At 53.3% G+C, this 17,393-nt stretch carries 17 protein-coding genes; 6 read left to right on the forward strand and 11 right to left on the reverse strand.

Translation table 11 applies throughout. The features are described from left to right. Positions 1-9 precede the first annotated feature (9 nt). From ACEQ15_RS08185 to rpsB, 6 genes are all read right to left on the reverse strand, one after another. Positions 10-822: a phosphatidate cytidylyltransferase gene (locus ACEQ15_RS08185; RefSeq protein WP_370278624.1), complete on the reverse strand. Its 813-nt coding sequence runs from the start codon at positions 820-822 to the stop codon at positions 10-12. Continuing rightward, entirely contained in the window at positions 815-1,564 is a 750-nt protein-coding gene (gene uppS, locus ACEQ15_RS08190; RefSeq protein WP_370278626.1) for a polyprenyl diphosphate synthase, read from the reverse strand. Before uppS ends, ACEQ15_RS08185 begins: the two co-directional genes overlap by 8 nt. Positions 1,565-1,628: 64 nt before the next feature. Further along, positions 1,629-2,186: a ribosome recycling factor gene (gene frr / locus ACEQ15_RS08195; RefSeq protein WP_370278627.1), complete on the reverse strand. Its 558-nt coding sequence runs from the start codon at positions 2,184-2,186 to the stop codon at positions 1,629-1,631. Then, positions 2,176-2,934, reverse strand: a complete 759-nt coding sequence (gene pyrH / locus ACEQ15_RS08200; protein ID WP_370278628.1) for a UMP kinase — start codon at positions 2,932-2,934, stop codon at positions 2,176-2,178. The genes frr and pyrH overlap by 11 nt, the downstream gene beginning before the upstream one ends. 100 nt (positions 2,935-3,034) lie before the next feature. Then, positions 3,035-3,892 (reverse strand): translation elongation factor Ts, encoded by an 858-nt coding sequence (gene tsf, locus ACEQ15_RS08205; protein WP_370278629.1) that lies wholly within the window; start codon positions 3,890-3,892, stop codon positions 3,035-3,037. Between the two features lie 114 nt (positions 3,893-4,006). Further along, positions 4,007-4,747 carry a 30S ribosomal protein S2 gene (gene rpsB / locus ACEQ15_RS08210; RefSeq protein WP_370278630.1) on the reverse strand — a complete coding sequence of 247 codons (741 nt, stop codon included), beginning with the start codon at positions 4,745-4,747 and terminating at the stop codon, positions 4,007-4,009. A gap of 320 nt (positions 4,748-5,067) precedes the next feature. On the opposite strand from rpsB, the gene map reads away from it, so the two are divergent. From map to ACEQ15_RS08225, 3 genes are read left to right on the forward strand one after another with little or no spacing between them, the layout of a single operon-like run. Beyond that, the gene (gene map, locus ACEQ15_RS08215) at positions 5,068-5,838 is read left to right on the forward strand and encodes a type I methionyl aminopeptidase (RefSeq protein ID WP_370278632.1); all 771 of its coding nucleotides are present in this window, start codon (positions 5,068-5,070) and stop codon (positions 5,836-5,838) included. A gap of 15 nt (positions 5,839-5,853) precedes the next feature. Beyond that, positions 5,854-8,559 carry a [protein-PII] uridylyltransferase gene (locus tag ACEQ15_RS08220; RefSeq protein WP_370278633.1) on the forward strand — a complete coding sequence of 902 codons (2,706 nt, stop codon included), beginning with the start codon at positions 5,854-5,856 and terminating at the stop codon, positions 8,557-8,559. Positions 8,560-8,593: 34 nt separating this feature from the next. Then, a complete protein-coding gene (locus tag ACEQ15_RS08225; RefSeq protein WP_370278634.1) occupies positions 8,594-8,890 on the forward strand; it encodes a DUF1244 domain-containing protein in 297 nt (98 codons plus the stop codon). 62 nt (positions 8,891-8,952) lie between these two features. Here ACEQ15_RS08225 and ACEQ15_RS08230 read toward each other — a convergent pair whose 3' ends face one another. Beyond that, positions 8,953-9,420 carry an LPP20 family lipoprotein gene (locus ACEQ15_RS08230; RefSeq protein ID WP_370278635.1) on the reverse strand — a complete coding sequence of 156 codons (468 nt, stop codon included), beginning with the start codon at positions 9,418-9,420 and terminating at the stop codon, positions 8,953-8,955. Positions 9,421-9,431: 11 nt separating this feature from the next. Beyond that, entirely contained in the window at positions 9,432-10,097 is a 666-nt protein-coding gene (locus ACEQ15_RS08235) for a FlgO family outer membrane protein (RefSeq protein WP_370278636.1), read from the reverse strand. A gap of 151 nt (positions 10,098-10,248) precedes the next feature. Between ACEQ15_RS08235 and ACEQ15_RS08240 the strand changes: the two genes are divergently transcribed. Next, positions 10,249-11,463 (forward strand): flagellar assembly protein T N-terminal domain-containing protein, encoded by a 1,215-nt coding sequence (locus tag ACEQ15_RS08240; protein ID WP_370278637.1) that lies wholly within the window; start codon positions 10,249-10,251, stop codon positions 11,461-11,463. A gap of 16 nt (positions 11,464-11,479) precedes the next feature. Here ACEQ15_RS08240 and ACEQ15_RS08245 read toward each other — a convergent pair whose 3' ends face one another. Next, on the reverse strand, positions 11,480-12,136 hold the full coding sequence (locus tag ACEQ15_RS08245) for an OmpA family protein (protein ID WP_370278638.1): 657 nt from the start codon (positions 12,134-12,136) through the stop codon (positions 11,480-11,482). 322 nt (positions 12,137-12,458) lie between these two features. Here ACEQ15_RS08245 and ACEQ15_RS08250 point away from each other — a divergent pair, with 322 nt between their 5' ends. Both ACEQ15_RS08250 and ACEQ15_RS08255 read left to right on the forward strand, forming a co-directional pair. Beyond that, entirely contained in the window at positions 12,459-14,369 is a 1,911-nt protein-coding gene (locus ACEQ15_RS08250; RefSeq protein ID WP_370278639.1) for a beta-ketoacyl synthase, read from the forward strand. Between the two features lie 112 nt (positions 14,370-14,481). Further along, positions 14,482-14,880 (forward strand): hypothetical protein, encoded by a 399-nt coding sequence (locus ACEQ15_RS08255; protein ID WP_370278640.1) that lies wholly within the window; start codon positions 14,482-14,484, stop codon positions 14,878-14,880. Positions 14,881-14,885: 5 nt separating this feature from the next. On the opposite strand, the gene ACEQ15_RS08260 is transcribed toward ACEQ15_RS08255, so the two are convergent. Both ACEQ15_RS08260 and ACEQ15_RS08265 read right to left on the reverse strand, forming a co-directional pair. Then, the gene (locus ACEQ15_RS08260) at positions 14,886-15,653 is read right to left on the reverse strand and encodes a TatD family hydrolase (protein ID WP_370278641.1); all 768 of its coding nucleotides are present in this window, start codon (positions 15,651-15,653) and stop codon (positions 14,886-14,888) included. 71 nt (positions 15,654-15,724) lie between these two features. Then, entirely contained in the window at positions 15,725-17,311 is a 1,587-nt protein-coding gene (locus ACEQ15_RS08265) for a peptide chain release factor 3 (protein ID WP_370278642.1), read from the reverse strand. Positions 17,312-17,393 lie beyond the last annotated feature (82 nt).

Here is a 17,393-nt window from a genome sequence, read left to right on the forward strand (position 1 = left end):
GGCATTAACTCAGTTCAGGGTAACGAACTGCACACCCAGCACAAATAATGGGGCGGCAGCGGTCAGGCTATCCATCCTGTCCAAAATACCACCATGACCCGGCAACAGCTGACTGCTGTCCTTCATGCCCTGGTGGCGTTTAAGCATGCTTTCAAAGAGATCCCCCAATACAGAGATCATTCCAGTTACTACGCTCAGCAGCACCAGATAGACCAACGATTGACCGTCAAGTTCAAACCAGAGCGCAAAACCAAGCCCTACCAAGACACAGGAAAGCAAACCACCATACAACCCCTCCCGAGTTTTACCGGGACTCACCGATGGCGCCAGCTTATTTTTACCCAAGGATTTTCCAGCAAAATACGCTCCGATATCTGCCGCCCACACCAGCAACAGCAACATCAGGATCAGCTCTGTACTCAACCCCCAGGACTTAAGCTCACCAAACGCGACCCATACAGGCAGTAGGACTGCGTACCCCATCAGGACACGAACACCCACGGGCGCCCACCCCGACGTACTCGGATATCGGACAACCCAGAAAAGAGCTAATACCCAGAAAAGCAAGCCAGCCGTCAATAACGTGGTAACCGGAAGCACAGACTCAAACTGATGCAGAAGCACTAAAGCCAGGGCAATAGTGGCAATAAAAAACGCTTTATCTTTAAGCCCTTTCAACCCGGAAAGTCGTGACCACTCCCAGGCCCCGAGCAGCAATACACCGTCGATAACCAGCAAGAACCAGTCTTTCGGGAAAAGGAACAGAACAACCAACGCCAGCGGCGCCAGAACTATGGCAGTAAGAAATCGAGCCTTAAGCACCTTTATCCGCCTCTAATTGTTCACTGGTACGTCCAAAGCGACGCTCTCGCCCGGTAAAGTCATCGATCGCTTCTATCAAGCGCGCCTTACCAAAGTCAGGCCAGTAACAATCGGCGTAATAAAATTCGGTGTAGGCAAACTGCCAGATCAGAAAGTTACTGATACGCTGCTCACCCGCTGTACGAATACATAGATCCGGTGAAGGCAGTTCGGCCAGATGCACATAACCACCAAACAACTCCTCATCAATCTGATCAGGCGTCAGTTCACCATTGACACAACGCTCAGCAATAACTTTTGCGGCGTTCGCGATATCCCAGCGACCACCGTAGTTCGCGGCAATATTCAGCTGCAGGCCGGTACAGGATTCTGTAAGAGCCTCAGCAGCAGCAATCTTTTTCTGCAGGGAGGAGCTGAATCGGGTTTTATCACCGATCACACGCAAACGGATATTATTCTTGTGCAGTTTTTTCACTTCGCGATCCAGCGCGAACATGAACAACTCCATCAATCCTTTTACTTCAACCGCCGGTCGCTTCCAGTTTTCAGAACTGAACGCGAACAGGGTCAACGCCTCTACCCCTTGCTCAACACAACCGGTTATTACCTCACGGACAGAATCAACGCCCGCTTTGTGGCCAGCCAAGCTCGGCAGTCCACGGCTTTTTGCCCAGCGATTGTTACCGTCCATGATAATTGCGATATGTCTGGGTGGCGGATTTATTTTGGAGGAATCGGTCATAGTCTTATTCGAAAAGGGCAGGTAGCGGGAAACTGCGGGGCGCACCAACGCCCCGCCGAAATCATCAGATTTCCATCAAGTCGGCTTCTTTCTGCTCCAGCAGCTTATCAACCTGAGCAACATACTTGTCAGTCAGCTTCTGGATCTGATCTTCACCGCGACGCGCTTCGTCTTCGGTCAGCTCTTTTTCCTTCAGCAGATCTTTCAGGTCGCCGTTCGCATCACGGCGGATGTTGCGAATCGCGATACGCGCATTCTCTGCTTCTGCACGCGCCTGACGAATGTAACCTTTACGGGTTTCTTCGGTCAGCGCGGGCATTGGCACACGAATGTTTTCGCCAGCAGTTGCCGGGTTCAGACCCAGGTCAGACTTCATGATCGCTTTCTCGATCACCGGCACCATTGGTTTTTCCCAAGGGATGATAGACAGCGTACGTGCATCTTCTACAGAGACGTTTGCTACCTGCTGCAGTGGAACATCAGAGCCGTAGTAAGGCACCATGATGGAATCCAGAAGGCTTGGATGCGCACGACCGGTACGAATCTTCTTGAAATTATCTACCAGTGCATCAGCACTCTTCTGCATACGCGTTTCCGCGTCCTGTGCGATCTCATTCAGCATATTTTTCTCCCACCTCGACGCATGAATCGATCAGCGTACCTTCGTCACCGCCCAGTACCAGATTCGCCAGCGCACCCGGTTTATTCATGTTAAAAACGCGAATAGGCATGTCATGGTCACGGGTCAGACAGATCGCCGTCAAATCCATAACACCCAATTGTTTTTCGATAGCCACATCGTAGCTAACGTGAAGATATCGTTTGGCAGATGGATCTTTCATCGGGTCAGCCGTGAAAACGCCATCAACCTTAGTAGCTTTAATTACGACATCCGCCTCTACCTCAATTCCGCGTAAACAGGCAGCAGAATCAGTGGTAAAGAACGGGTTACCCGTACCTGCCGAGAAGATAACCACATCTCCCTGACTCAGGTAACGCATCGCATTACGACGATCATAATGGTCAACAACACCGCTCATTGGAATAGCGGACATTACACGGGTAGCGATATTGCTACGCTCCAGCGCATCACGCATCGCCAACGCATTCATCACAGTCGCCAGCATTCCCATATGGTCACCGGTCACTCGATCCATACCTGCCGAGCTTAGCGCAGCACCACGAAACAGGTTGCCGCCGCCGATTACCATACCGACCTGAACACCAATACCCACCAACTGGCCAATTTCCAAGGCCATGCGGTCGAGCACCTTCGGATCAATACCGAAATTCTCATCCCCCATCAACGCTTCGCCGCTAAGCTTCAGCAGTATCCTTTTGTATTTAGACTGTTTTTCAGTGGCAGGCATCTAAGAATTCTCCGCTCGAAATGAGGTCACAAGAGTGTATCAGGAAAAGAGTCGGTTGCGCATGCGCCAAGTCATGCGCAACCTGAGGTGTCAGGCGTGATTAGCCTTTCAGCTGAGCCGCAACTTCTGCTGCGAAATCAACTTCTTCAACCTCGATACCTTCACCCACTTCAATACGGGTGAAAGATTTAACCACTGCGCCCGCGTCTTTCGCGAACTGACCTACTTTCAGGTCTGGGTTCTTAACGAATGGCTGCTCAACCAGGCTGTTTTCAGCCAGGAATTTGTTGATACGGCCAGTAACCATCTTCTCAGCGATCTCTGCAGGCTTGGAAGCCATGTCAGGCTGAGCCAGGATGATCTCTTTCTCTTTTGCTACAACGTCTTCTGGCATGTCTTCTTTGTTAACCACCTGTGGGTTAACAGCAGTTACGTGCATAGCAACGTCTTTAGCTGTTTCAGCGTTACCACCTTCCAGCACAACGATCGCAGCGATCTTGTTGTTGCTGTGAACGTACGCGTCTACAACATCGCCTTCTACAGCGAATACGCGACGAACAGTGATGTTCTCGCCGATTTTCTGAACCAGCGCTTCACGTGCAGCTACCAGCTCGTCAGTCATCAGCGCTTCAACGCTGTCTGCCTGGCTAGCTACCGCTGCTTCAGCAACAGTGTTTGCGAACGCAGCGAAGTTTTCGTCACGAGCAGCGAAGTCAGTTTCGGAGTTAACTTCTACAGCAACCGCAGACTTGTTGTCAGCAGCTACTTTAATAACAACGATACCTTCAGCAGCAGTACGGCCAGCTTTCTTAGCAGCCTTCATGCCGGACGCTTTACGCAGCTCTTCAATCGCCGCGTCGATGTCGCCGCCAGCTTCGGTCAGCGCTTTTTTACATTCCATCATGCCCAGACCAGTACGGTCGCGCAGTTCTTTCACGTCCTTAGCAGAGAATGCCATTTTGAATACCTCTATAAATAGGATTAACGCTTAAAATCAAAATCGAAAAAAGGGGAGCAACGCTCCCCCTTCATGCCTGGCACGCAATTGTATCAGGCATCGTTGACAGCAGGATTACTCTGCAGCTGCCTGATCTTCTTCAACTTCTACGAATTCGCCTTTAGCGCCACCCGCAGCTTCGGTACCTTCCAGGCACGCATCAGCAGCAGATTTAACGTAGATCTGAATAGCACGCAGAGCATCGTCGTTACCTGGGATAACGTAGTCAATGCCGTCTGGGTTGCTGTTAGTATCAACAACACCAATAACTGGGATACCCAGCTTGTTAGCTTCATTGACTGCGATACGCTCGTGATCAACGTCGATTACGAACAGCGCGTCAGGCAGACCGCCCATGTCTTTGATACCGCCGATGGAACGTTCCAGCTTATCCATTTCACGCTGACGCATCAGCGCTTCTTTTTTGGTCAGCTTTTCGAAAGTACCATCCTGAGCCTGGGATTCCAGATCACGCAGACGACGGATAGACTGACGGATAGTCTTGTAGTTAGTCAGCATGCCACCCAACCAACGGTGGTTGACGAAAGGCATACCTGCGCGTTCTGCTTCTTCTTTCACGATCTTGCTAGCAGCTCGTTTGGTACCAACGAACAGAACTTTGTTCTTGTTGGAAGCCATACCCTGAACAACGTCCAGTGCACCGTTCAGTGCAGGCAGAGTGTGCTCCAGGTTGATGATATGAATCTTGTTACGAGCACCAAAGATGAATTTGGACATCTTTGGGTTCCAGTAGCGAGTCTGGTGACCGAAGTGAACACCTGCTTTCAGCAGGTCGCGCATGCTAATTTTAGCCATTATTAAATCCTGTAGTATTTTGGGTTAAACCTCCACGTTCCCCATCGCCCAACCCCTTTGCAGAGGCACCCTGAACGACGTGACGGAGCGTGTGTGTTATGTATTGCGCAAAGCGCATTTTTGGAGCGCGGATTTATACCACAACACCCTCTATTTTTAAAGGGCGCATTCGCTTTCACCGGTAGCATTGCTACAATCTGGCAACAAGCAGTGCTCCGGTTATAACTTTTTATATAAAGAGCGGTACTGCGCGCTGTCCATATAAGGCAGAATAGCCTGTATAGAAGTTCTGTGTTGAGTGTTTAACGGACCCCTTGAATATGACCATTAAGATCAAAACCCCTGAAGAAATCGAAAAAATGCGTGTAGCAGGCCGCATGGCCGCTGAGGTTCTGGAGATGATCGAACCTCATATCCAGGTGGGCGTTACAACTAACGAGCTGAACCAGATCTGCCACGATTACATCGTCAATGAACAGGATGCGATCCCGGCGCCGCTAAACTACCACGGCTTCCCTAAATCGATCTGCACATCGGTTAACCAGGTTGTCTGTCACGGCATCCCAAATGACAAACCGTTGAAAAGCGGCGACATCATCAACGTAGACATCACTGTTATCAAAGATGGCTACCACGGCGACACCAGCAAGATGTTCTTTGTTGGTAAAGAACAACCACACGCACGCCGTCTGGTCGATATTACGCTGGAATGCCTGTACAAAGGCATCCGCCTGGTCAAACCTGGTGCTCGCCTGGGCGACATTGGCGCGGTAATCCAGCAGTACGCTGAACAAAACCACTATTCCGTTGTACGCGAATATTGCGGCCATGGCATTGGCGCCGAGTTCCACGAAGACCCACAGGTACTGCATTACGGCAAAGCAGGTACCGGCGCTGAGCTTCAGGAGGGCATGATTTTTACCATCGAGCCAATGATCAACGCTGGCAAGCGCCATGTAAAACTGAATAAACACGATGGCTGGACGGTTGAAACTACCGACCGTCGCCTGTCCGCTCAGTGGGAACACACCATTCTGGTAACCGCTGACGGATATGAAGTATTAACTCTGCGCGAAGGCGAAAAGATCTAACTAGCGGGCCCACCCATGTCAAACGCTGCTGCTCACCACCAGGTTGCCGACATTGAACTGTTCAATGTCGAGGAATTTCGTAAGGCTCTGGCTGGAAGCAACCAGCCTATTCCCGTCCTGAAGCAAGCCCTGAAGGATGTGCGGGCGCGAATGGATGAACGCTTCCGAGAAGGCGAAGATATCCGCAAGCTGATCTACGGTCGCGCCTGGGTCATGGATATGGTCCTGGAAGCGATCTGGCAGCGTTTTGACTGGCCCGAAAGCAAACATATCGAGCTGATTGCCGTCGGTGGCTATGGCCGTGGCGAACTACATCCCTGCTCTGATGTGGATATCCTGATTCTGATCGATGGCATCGAAGCGGAAAGCTACCACGATTCGATCAGTGGTTTTCTTACCCTGCTCTGGGATATCAATCTGGATATCGGCTCCAGCGTGCGCACCATCGGCGAATGTTACGAGGAAGCGCGTAACGATATCACCATCGCCACCAACCTGATTGAATCCCGTCCTGTGGTGGGCAGTGGCGACCTGCACGCCCGCATGTACGACGAAGTGACATCGGAAGGTGCCTGGACCGACAAAGAGTTCTTCCGCGCCAAGATCAACGAGCAGCTAGACCGCCACGAAAAGACCAACAACACCGAATACAACCTGGAACCCAACCTGAAGAACTCCCCCGGAGGCCTGCGCGATCTGCAGACCATTGGCTGGGTGGCGAAACGACACTTCGGCTCCACTTATATTCGTGACTTGGTGGACGACGGTTTCCTCACAGAAAGTGAGCTGGATACCCTGAACAAGGGCGAGCTGTACCTGTGGACGGTGCGTTACGCGTTGCACATGGTTTGCAACCGCCACGACGATCGTCTGCTATTTGACCACCAGCGCGCGCTCGCCGAGATCTTCGGCTACCAAGACTCTGAAGGCGAACTGGCCGTTGAGCAGTTTATGGGTAAGTACTACCGTGTCGCCAAGGCGATGTCGGAGTTCAATCACATGCTGCTGCAGCACTTCGACGAAGCAATCCTGCGCACCGAAGACGAGCAAGTGTTCCACCCGCTCAACAAGCGCTTCCAGATCCACAACAACTTCATCGAGGTCACCTACGACAAGGTGTTTGAGCACCATCCGTTTGCCCTGATGGAGATCTTCGTCCTGATGGCGACCAATCCTCAGATCAAGGGTGTGCGTGCATCCACCATTCGCCTGATCCGCAACCATCGTCACCTGATCGACGAAGAGTTCCGCAATGACATCCGCAACACCTCCCTGTTTATGGAGCTGTTGCGCTGCCCGGATCGGGTCTCCACCGAACTGAAGCGGATGAACAAATACGGCATCCTCGGCCTGTACCTGCCGGAGTTCGGCAAGATCGTCGGCCAGATGCAGCATGACTTGTTCCATATCTACACCGTTGACGCACATACCCTGAAGGTGATCCAAAAAACCCGCCAGTTCCGTCACCGTGACTACCGCGAGCAGTTCCCGATCGCCCACCGCATTGTGAACCAGCTGCCGAAGATCGAACTGCTCTACATCGCCGCACTCTACCACGATATTGCCAAGGGCCGTGGTGGCGACCACTCAGAGCTGGGCGCCGAGGACGTGACCGCATTCTGCGAACGCCACCATCTGGGCCGCTGGGATACCCACCTGGTAGCCTGGCTGGTACGCAACCACCTGCTGATGTCGATGACCGCGCAGCGCAAGGACATCTCCGATCCGGAAGTTATCCACACCTTCGCCAAGCAGGTTCACGACATCGTACATCTGGATTACCTCTACGTGCTCACCCTGGCCGACATCAACGCCACCAACCACACCCTGTGGAACAACTGGCGCGCCACCCTGATGCGCACCCTCTACACCGAGACCAAAACCGCACTGCGTCGTGGCCTGGAAAACCCGGTACAGAAAGAGGACCTGATCGAGCAGGTACAGCATGAGGCGATGATGATCCTATCCCGTCAGGGACTGGACGAGGCCGAAGTTCTGGAGTTCTGGGCTACCCTGGGTGACGACTACTTCCTGCGCGAAACCGGCAAGAGTATCGCCTGGCACACCCGCGCCATCCTTGAGCACCACAATCCTGATGCCCCGCTGGTACTGATTCGTCAGACCTCATTGCGACTGCATGAAGGCGCGACCGAGATCTTCGTCTATATGAAGGATCAGCCGAACCTGTTTGCAGCGTCCGTGGCCACTCTCGACCAACTGAACCTCAGCATCCAGGACGCCCGCATCATCGTCACCGACGACCAGCTGACCCTCAACACCTATACGGTGCTAACGGCGGAAAACCAGCCATTGTCGGAAAACCCGGACTACCTAAACACCATCAAGCAGCGCCTGGTAGAAGAGCTGGACGATCCGGAAGACTACCCGGAAATTATCCACCGCCGCGTACCGCGCCAGCTGAAGCTGTTTGCCACACCAACCCGGGTAACCATCAGCACAGACCCGGTCAGTCAGGAAACGCTGCTGGAAGTGCTTACGCCTGACCGCCCGGGGCTGTTGGCACGTATCGGCCGAATTTTTGTCGAAAACCACGTATCGGTGCGTAAAGCCAAGATCACCTCCATCGGCGAGCGGGTAGAGGACTTTTTCTTTATCACCGACGAGTCGAATCAGCCGATCTCTGATCCTGAGCTATGCCAGCGCCTGCAGAGCGACATCTGCAAGCAGCTGGACGAACATATACAACAACAAGAAGCCTGATGCGATTGCATCAGCCAACCGAGCTGACAGTACTATGGATAAACAGACTCAGACCGAAATCGAAGCGGCAGCATTCCGCCGTTTACTGGCCCACCTGGACAACCGCAAAGATGCGCAGAACATCGACCTGATGATTCTGGCGGGATTCTGCCGCAACTGCCTGGCCAAGTGGTACCGCGCCGAAGCGGAAGAGCGTGGCGTCGAGATGGACTATGAACAGGCCCGCGAAGTGATCTATGGTGAGCCGTACAGCAGTTGGAAAGAGAAATACCAGCAGGAAGCTACGCCAGAGCAGCTGGCGCAGTTCGAGGCCACCCAGAAGAGCAAGTAAGTATAAAAAAACGGGCAGTTCAGACTGCCCGTTTTTTAGTTCTTCAGCGTAAGTAGTTGACGCTACTCACTGGCATTAACCCAGGCCCGTTGCAGCTGATTCATATCCACTTCCAGCACCGTCGCGTAAACATCGTCCTGCACCGGATAGGTCTTCACGACACGTGCACCACGCACAATCCCTGACACCGCCGTTTTGAACTGATCGTTCTGCACCACCATATCCCGCACCGCCGTGGTACCGAAAAGATACTGACCATGCACAATCGCCGTCAGCTCCTGATAGGCACGCAGCTTGGATGCTCGCATCGCCTGAATCATCTTGTGCTCTTTGGTCTTGCCCGGCTGCAAACTGATTGGTGCATATCCAGTCGCGCGCACCCATTCAGGCTCGCGTGCTTCGACTACCGCAGTATTTTGCGGTGCATCCGGCAACGCCTCGGCAAAATCCACCAGCGAACGAGAGGCCGTTTCGCACCCTGCCAACAACGCCCCCGCCAGAATCAGAGCGGCCACTTTTACACTATTCATCGGTATTCCCATCACTGTCCTACCGGCCCCAGACTGTTTTCAATGATCATCCCTTTCTGAATCGCCTTGATCGGATCATATCCCGGTGTACCGCCCTCCAGCCGACTATCCGGTAGATGAGTCTGGCCAGACGCCAAGACCTGACGAGTAGTGGTATCCAGCACACGGGCGTTCACCACGATACCGTCCGGGTAGCGCGCATAGCTACCGGTCAACAGAAAATAGATGCGGAATCGATTACGCAGGCTGGACATATTCTGCTTGGTCAACGGGTCCCGCGCCGTGGTCAACAGACTCACAGCCCGGTAGTCGATCAGGTTGTAATCGTTTTGCTGTAACTGATAGACGAAACTCTCGCTCAAACGCTCTCCCAAGGCACCGGTGTAACGCTCTCGCGCCCGGGACAGATCAACAAATGGCATCACCGCCATCGGCAAGCGACGCACGCGGTTCATCTGCAGTCCTTCCTGCAACTGAATCGCCAGCTCGGCGACCGCTTCACTCACCGGATCGTAAATCTGATCACGGGTCGCAATACTGGAGAGCTCCGCGCTGCTGATTACCGGCTCCTGCACAACAGGCTCTGGCGCCACGACCGGTTGCGGCTCTGGTTCAGGACCGAAACCCTGCCAGGTACATCCGCTCAGCAGGAAGGAGAACAGCAGAAGCTTTTTCATGTTGTAGAATCCATATCTCGACTGCAGACAATCTAACACACTTTTATCTGCAGTTTCGCCCATCGGTTCAGGCTGCACTCCAGTTTACATCCCCGGAGCATTTGCATACTGTTAACGGAACATTTACTTAGTTGTCGGTCAGCCGCTGAATATGTTTAACCTGTTGCTCAAATATACCCTGTTCATAGCCCTGATGTTCACTCACCTGGTGGCGCAGGCATTGACCGTAGAGGCGGAAGGTCAGGCGGTCATCCAGAACAACAATCTGGGCCCTGCACGTAAGGCAGCCATTGCCGCCGCTACCCAGCAGGCATCCATGCAGGCCGCGGTCTATGTTTCCAGCAGTCAACAGGTGCGAGACGGGATTCTGGAGATCGACAACATGCAGATCACCACCCTCGGCCAGGTAGAAAACGTGCAGGTTCTCGAAGAGAAGATCGTTGGCAATATCCTGGTGGTGCGTATCAGCGCCGATGTGTTTACCGACACCGGTTGCAAGGACGGCACCAGTGACCGTTTCCTGAAGTCCATTGCGATCACCGCATTCCCATTGGAACATCCGACCCAGGGCAATCTTGGCGGACTGGGCGATACTGCCTGGGAGATGCCCAACCTGATCGCCAGCAAGCTCACAGCCCGCGGTAACCTGCGCCCCTTCAAGGCGAGCCACCTGAACATTTATCCGGTGTTACAGACATCCCCTAGTCGACAACTGGATGATGGCGCATTGACCTCTGTTGCCGCCAACGTGAACAACCTGGACACGCAGTTCATCGTTTCCGGCGTGATTCGTGACATGGCGATGGTGGATCCCCGCACCCATGCCGAAGACAACTATTTCGTCGACCTCTACAACCGCCTGGACTACCGCAGCCGCAAACATCTGCGTAACTTCCAGCTGGATCTGTTTATCCACGACGGTTTCAGTGGTGCACTGCTGATGGAACGCCGCTACCAAACTCAGGGCGTATGGAGCTTACCACAGGAGTTACGTGCCGGTTTTAACAGTCAGGCATTTGCCAATCAGGAATACGGTCAGGCAGTATCTAAACTGCTGCATGAGATGGTGGACGAGCTGGAAAGCAACCTGCGTTGCCGCCCATTCTCGGCCCGTATTACCCACACAGAGAACAATCAGATCTGGTTTAAGGCGGGCACCAGCTCAGGCATCAAGCGTGGGGATAAGTTTAATATCCTGCACCGCTCAACCTTCTATGATGTACAGATGCGACCAACCCATCAGTTGACCGACACCGATCGCACCCTGGTGGTGGATGAGGTGCACCCGAATATAATCAAGGGACACCTGGTGAATATCGCCCAGCATCAGAACATTCTGCCGGGCGACATTGTGGTTTCTAAATAAGCGAGCCTGGTATTAATCAGGCACGCTGACCACGAATATTGATCTCTACACGGCGGTTCAGGGCCCGGCCTGACGCTGTTCCGTTATCGGCAATCGGGTAACGCTCGCCGTAACCCTGTGTACTGATACGCAGACGCTCAATACCGGAGCCGGTCAGATAGTTTGCCACCGCCGCCGCACGGGCTTCAGACAACTGCTGGTTGTACTCAAAGCTACCGGTACTGTCGGTAAAGCCATCTACAGACATCACCGTTTTATCAAACTTCATCAGCACCTTCACCACAGAATCCAGCACTGGATAGAAGCCGCCATCGATACGGGTAGAATCGGTTGCAAAGGTCACGTTACCTGGCATGATCAAACGGATATCGTCACCCTGACGCTGTACGCTGACACCCGTCCCTTCCAACTCCTGACGCAGCAATGCTTCCTGCTGGTCCATGTAATAACCAATACCACCACCGACAGCACCACCCACCAGCGCACCGGTCAGCGCTCCTTTGCCACGATCTTTCTTGCTGGACACTGCAGCCCCCAGCACCGCACCTGCTACAGCACCAATACCGGCACCGGTCGCAGTATTACTGGTCTTCTGCTCACGGGTATAAGGATCGATTGTCTGACAACCGGAAAGAACCGCCGCGGTTACACACACATAAATAAACTTTTTCATCACAAGCTCTCACAAAAATCGTTATCGGCACCTAAGCCCTGCAATGCTTTCAAGTCTAAAGGTAATACCTGAACCATAGCTTAAATGGACTCACATACCGCATATCTGTAAAGAATTCTTTACAAATTCCAAAACCCATCATTTATCCCTAGTCACCCCCCTGAACAACCGATAAAATGACGGATCGGTAACAGAAACCCAATTTTGAACACCTCTACCCAAAAAAGGTGTCATAAAATTTGGTTAACTGGGCACCCAGGCCATCGTGGTGCCGAATATTTAAGCCACACTCATTGAGTACATCCAGTCCAAGGAGTTCCCATTGTCTCAGCTGCCTCTCATCGTTGGTTTTGGTGGTATCAACCCTGCGGGTCGAGCATCTTTTCATCACGCCTATCGCCGCCTGATTATCGATAAGTTGGATACGCAAAGCCGGGAAGAGACGTTGCTGGGCCTGGCCACACTGACCGGACTGGCAAGCTACGCCGACGGCAGCTACCAGAACAGTGCCGGCGAAACCCTCTCCGTAGAAGAGCTGCTGCAAACTGTTGGCCAGCAGGTACTGGATAACACCCTGATCCGCAAGATCCACCCGGACTGGTTTGACGTGAACAACGTGATGTTCAACAAACCGGCCAAGCTGAAATGCAATGAAGGTGAACTGCGCTTCCAGCTGCGCAAACGCCAGATGCCGCAGAACATCCCTGCGAACTGGCAGGTTACCGAGCCTGCGCCGGGTGTCTTCGACATCACCGTCAGCGACTCCATGGATGTTATCTTCCCGGATGGTAAAGAGGCCCAGGTTAAAGCTGCAGGCCAACTGCCAACCGGATTCCAGCCGGGCAAGCTGTACCAATCCCGCAACCACCCACGCAACCTGCAGATGACCGTGTTCGGAGCCTCCGATGCATTGCGCTCCAGCGGCATCCCGTTTGAAGAGATTGCTGCTCGCGTATCACCAGACCAGATCGGTGTTTATGCCAGCAACTCCATCGGCCAGCTGGATGACCTGGGTTTTGGTGGCCTGACCAAATATCCGGCACTGGGTAAACGCACCACTTCCAAGCAGATGCCTTTGGGTTACGCCCAGATGCCTGCAGACTTCGTTAATGCATACGTATTGGGCAGCGTTGGCGTCACCGGCGGTGCTCTGGGCGCCTGTGCAACCTTCCTCTACAACCTGCGCAGCGCGGTAAACGATATCCGCTCCGGCCGCCGTAAGGTGGTACTGGTCGGCGGCAGCGATGCACCGGTTACCCCGGAAGTGATGGAAGGTTTCCGTGTTATGGGCGCTTTGGCAGAGGACAAAGACCTGCTGGCGCTGGACGGACTGAGCAGCCTGAGTGATGACGACTACCGTCGTGCCTGCCGTCCATTCGGACAGAACTGCGGTTTCACCATGGGCGAATCCAGCCAGTTTGCCCTGCTGATGAGCGATGACCTAGCCTTGGAGATGGGCGCGCAGATCTTCGGTGCCGTACCAGACGTTTTCGTAAATGCGGATGGCCACAAAAAATCGATCTCCGCTCCGGGTGTGGGTAACTACATCACCCTGGCAAAAGCTGCCTCCATGGTGCGCGGCATGCTGGGAGAAGAGTCCCTACGCCAGCGCAGCTTTGTACAGGCCCACGGCACCAGCACACCTCAGAACCGCGTCACCGAGTCACACGTAATCAACGAAACGGCAAAAGCGTTTGGCATCGAGAGCTGGCCAGTGGCTGCTGTAAAATCCTATCTGGGCCACTCCCAGGGCACTGCCGGTGGTGACCAGTTGAGCACCTCTTTGGGCACCTGGGCGTACGGCTATATCCCGGGCATCCTGACCACCCCGGCATTTGCCGACGATGTGCACCAGTCCAACCTGCTACTGAGCAACCAGCATATTGAAGTTGGCGCACAGGGTATGGACAGTGTACTGCTAAACTCCAAGGGCTTTGGTGGCAACAACGCGTCCGCGCCGGTGCTGGCACCTCACGTCGCCGAAAACATGTTGCGCCGTCGATACGGCGACAGCGCCATGAGCGAATATCTAAAGAAACGTGAGCAGGTAAGTGCCAAAGCAGCGGAATACGACCAACAGGCAACTAAAGGCACAGCGCGCCCGATCTATCTTTATGACCACAACGTACTAGAAGGTGAAGACCTGCAGATCACCGATAAGGAGATCCGCCTGCCGGGTTACGAGAACCCGGTTGATCTGTCTGTGGATAACCCATACTCCGACATCTGCTGATCCTCCCTCAAGCGTAAGCCCTGTAACAGTCTCAAGAAGACTGTTACAGGTGCAAAACTATTCCTCACTGCCGCAGTCAAATCGGGAAAGCACCCAATAACGGCAGGACATAATGAAGACGCAACTGTTACTCGCAGCCAGCGTATTGGCTTTGAATGGCTGTGCATCCTCCTCCGATCTTCATTCCGGTTACTACACACTGGATTTGGAGCGCACAGAGCTGTGTTATTCAGGTCAGAATCGCTGTCTTAACCTGGAGCTGATCATCCCATCCTACAATGAGATGCGAATCGCCCAAGCGTACGAGATTCCCACCAGCCCTAAAGGCTGGGACGTACGAGATCTTGTTACTTTGATGTTGGCTCCGCCCAAAAAACAGTATGAAGCGAAACAGATTGATGACTTCCGTTATCTGATCCCTCGCACTTACGCCTCCAACACCGTATGGCGTTACCTGTGGCAGGAACAATTTGAATTGTACGAATCCAATGGGAGATTCAAAAAGTTGTGAGCGGTTTATAAATTCAGCAGTTTGCGTGCGGTCGTCGAAGTCGCGTGCGCCAGCTCTTCAAGACTGATGCCACGTAACCCGGCGAGCACCTCGGCGACCTCACGTACCCTCTTCGGTTGATTGGGAATACCGCGGTGATTCAGCAACGGAATATCCGGCGAATCGGTTTCCAGTACCAGTGTGGATAACGGCATATCCGACGCGATACGGCGCAGCTTTTTAGCACGCTCGTAGGTCAAACTTCCCCCGATCCCCAACTTAAAGCCCAGATCGGCATACTGCGTTGCCTGCTGTTCGCTGCCGGAATAAGCATGCACAATCCCCGCGCACGGCAACTTTTTCTGGCGCAGCAGCTTCAGTACCTGGTCGTGTGCTTTACGCACGTGCAGCAGTACCGGCAGGTTAAACTGTTTCGCCAACTCTAGCTGAGTATCAAACAGCGCCACCTGCCGTACCTGGTCCGAGTCGGCGATAAAGAAATCCAAGCCAATCTCACCAACAGCCACCACCTGTTCTGACGCCAGTAAGGTTTCCAAGTGTTCGAGATCTTCGTTCTGGTGCTGATCGATAAAACAGGGATGTAATCCCAATGCGGGGGAAAAACCGTACTCAGCACAACACCCCAACAAGCGCGGCCAATCCTGCGCTAAGACACCGGGTACCACAAAGGCATTCACAGACGCGGCTTTTGCATCCGATACAACATCATCCCGGTCTTCATCGAAGACTGGAAAATCCAGATGGCAGTGGGTATCGATCAGATCAACGTTCATAAATGGATCATAGCAAAAAGCCCGCTGGCGGCAGACCGGCAGCGGGCTTTTGAACATATTTAATCAGGCGATCAGTGTTCGCGGGTGGAACGGAATTGCACGTCCGGCCAACGCTCCTGAGTCAGGCTCAGGTTAACGCGGGTTGGAGCCAGATAGGTCAACAAACCTGCACCGTCGATACCGATGTTGTCGTATGCCTTACGTTTAAAATCGCTCAGCATCTTGTCGTCATCACACTCAACCCAGCGGGCGGTTTGCACATTGACGGCTTCGTATACACAATCAACCTTATACTCGTCCTTCAGGCGGAACATAACCACATCAAACTGCAGCTGACCGACAGCACCCAGCACCATGTCGTTGTTCTTCTCCGGCATGAACAGCTGTACCGCCCCCTCTTCAGAGAGCTGCTGTAGACCTTTCTGCAACTGCTTCATCTTCAGCGGGTCGGTTGGACGCACACGGCGGAAGATCTCCGGCGCGAAGTGCGGAATACCGGTGAACTTCAGTGCTTCACCTTCAGTAAAGGTATCGCCGATCTGAATGGTACCGTGGTTGTGCAGACCGATGATGTCACCAGACCATGCCTCTTCCACGTTCTCACGGTCGCCCGCCACAAAGGTCACCGCATCAGCGATCTTCACATCTTTGTTTATGCGGGTGTGCTTCATCTTCATGCCACGGCTGTATTTGCCGGAGCAGATACGCATAAAGGCGATACGGTCACGGTGCTTCGGATCCATGTTTGCCTGGATCTTGAACACAAAGCCGGAGAACTTTTCTTCGTTCGCTTCAACATCGCGGCTAACCGCGTTACGGCTGCTAGGTGCTGGCGCGTATTCAACAAAACCATCCAGCATCTCGCGCACGCCGAAGTTCGCCAGGGCGGTACCGAAGTAAACCGGAGTCAGCTTGCCCGCCATAAACTCTTCCAGCTCGAACTCGTGGGTTGCACCACGCACCAGCTCTATCTCTTCCAGGTAATCCTCGTAGATATCACCCAGCAGCTCCTTGGCCTCATCCGTCTCCAGACCATTAATCTGGATATCTTCCGGAATGGTGTGCCCCATGCCTGGTTGGAATACATGGATGGTATCGGTGTAGAGGTTGTACACGCCCTTAAACGCCTTACCCATGTCGATCGGCCAGGTGATCGGCGCAGCGGCGATCTTCAGGACCTCTTCGATCTCGTCCAGCAGCTCGATCGGATCTCGGATATCGCGGTCCATCTTGTTCACGAAGGAGAAAATCGGCGTATCACGCAGGCGGCAGACTTCCATCAGTTTGATGGTACGGTCCTCGACACCTTTAGCGCCGTCCACCACCATCAACGCGCTGTCCACCGCGGTCAGGGTGCGGTAGGTATCTTCCGAGAAATCTTCGTGCCCTGGGGTGTCCAGCAGGTTAACCATGCGGTCTTTGTACGGGAACTGCATCACGGAGGAGGTGATGGAGATACCACGTTCCTGCTCCATCGACATCCAGTCGGACGTCGCATGGCGGTCGCTTTTCTTACCCTTAACCGTACCAGCCGTCTGAATCAGGTTTCCGAACAACAACAGTTTTTCGGTGATGGTGGTTTTACCGGCATCTGGGTGAGAGATGATAGCAAAGGTCCTTCGCTTATTGATTTCATTGAGAAAATCTTGGTTTGCCATGTATAAATTCTTTTAGTTTGTACACGGATTTGTACACACTTTTGGAAGTACTCTCTTTTCAGTTCTTCGCTTGTCAAATCCG

This window comes from Pontibacterium sp., assembly GCF_964228735.1.
Lineage (GTDB): Bacteria > Pseudomonadota > Gammaproteobacteria > Pseudomonadales > Balneatricaceae > Pontibacterium.

Excerpts from the sequence above, each read along its gene's own strand:
- ACEQ15_RS08260 (WP_370278641.1), bottom strand. The coding sequence starts at position 15,653 with ATGAACGTTGATCTGATCGATACCCACTGCCATCTGGATTTTCCAGTC.
- frr (WP_370278627.1), bottom strand. The coding sequence starts at position 2,186 with ATGCTGAATGAGATCGCACAGGACGCGGAAACGCGTATGCAGAAGAGT.
- ACEQ15_RS08265 (WP_370278642.1), bottom strand. The coding sequence starts at position 17,311 with ATGGCAAACCAAGATTTTCTCAATGAAATCAATAAGCGAAGGACCTTT.
- ACEQ15_RS08220 (WP_370278633.1), top strand. The coding sequence starts at position 5,854 with ATGTCAAACGCTGCTGCTCACCACCAGGTTGCCGACATTGAACTGTTC.
- tsf (WP_370278629.1), bottom strand. The coding sequence starts at position 3,892 with ATGGCATTCTCTGCTAAGGACGTGAAAGAACTGCGCGACCGTACTGGT.
- uppS (WP_370278626.1), bottom strand. The coding sequence starts at position 1,564 with ATGACCGATTCCTCCAAAATAAATCCGCCACCCAGACATATCGCAATT.
- ACEQ15_RS08240 (WP_370278637.1), top strand. The coding sequence starts at position 10,249 with ATGTTTAACCTGTTGCTCAAATATACCCTGTTCATAGCCCTGATGTTC.
- rpsB (WP_370278630.1), bottom strand. The coding sequence starts at position 4,747 with ATGGCTAAAATTAGCATGCGCGACCTGCTGAAAGCAGGTGTTCACTTC.
- map (WP_370278632.1), top strand. The coding sequence starts at position 5,068 with ATGACCATTAAGATCAAAACCCCTGAAGAAATCGAAAAAATGCGTGTA.
- ACEQ15_RS08255 (WP_370278640.1), top strand. The coding sequence starts at position 14,482 with ATGAAGACGCAACTGTTACTCGCAGCCAGCGTATTGGCTTTGAATGGC.
- ACEQ15_RS08225 (WP_370278634.1), top strand. The coding sequence starts at position 8,594 with ATGGATAAACAGACTCAGACCGAAATCGAAGCGGCAGCATTCCGCCGT.
- pyrH (WP_370278628.1), bottom strand. The coding sequence starts at position 2,934 with ATGCCTGCCACTGAAAAACAGTCTAAATACAAAAGGATACTGCTGAAG.
- ACEQ15_RS08230 (WP_370278635.1), bottom strand. The coding sequence starts at position 9,420 with ATGAATAGTGTAAAAGTGGCCGCTCTGATTCTGGCGGGGGCGTTGTTG.
- ACEQ15_RS08235 (WP_370278636.1), bottom strand. The coding sequence starts at position 10,097 with ATGAAAAAGCTTCTGCTGTTCTCCTTCCTGCTGAGCGGATGTACCTGG.
- ACEQ15_RS08245 (WP_370278638.1), bottom strand. The coding sequence starts at position 12,136 with ATGAAAAAGTTTATTTATGTGTGTGTAACCGCGGCGGTTCTTTCCGGT.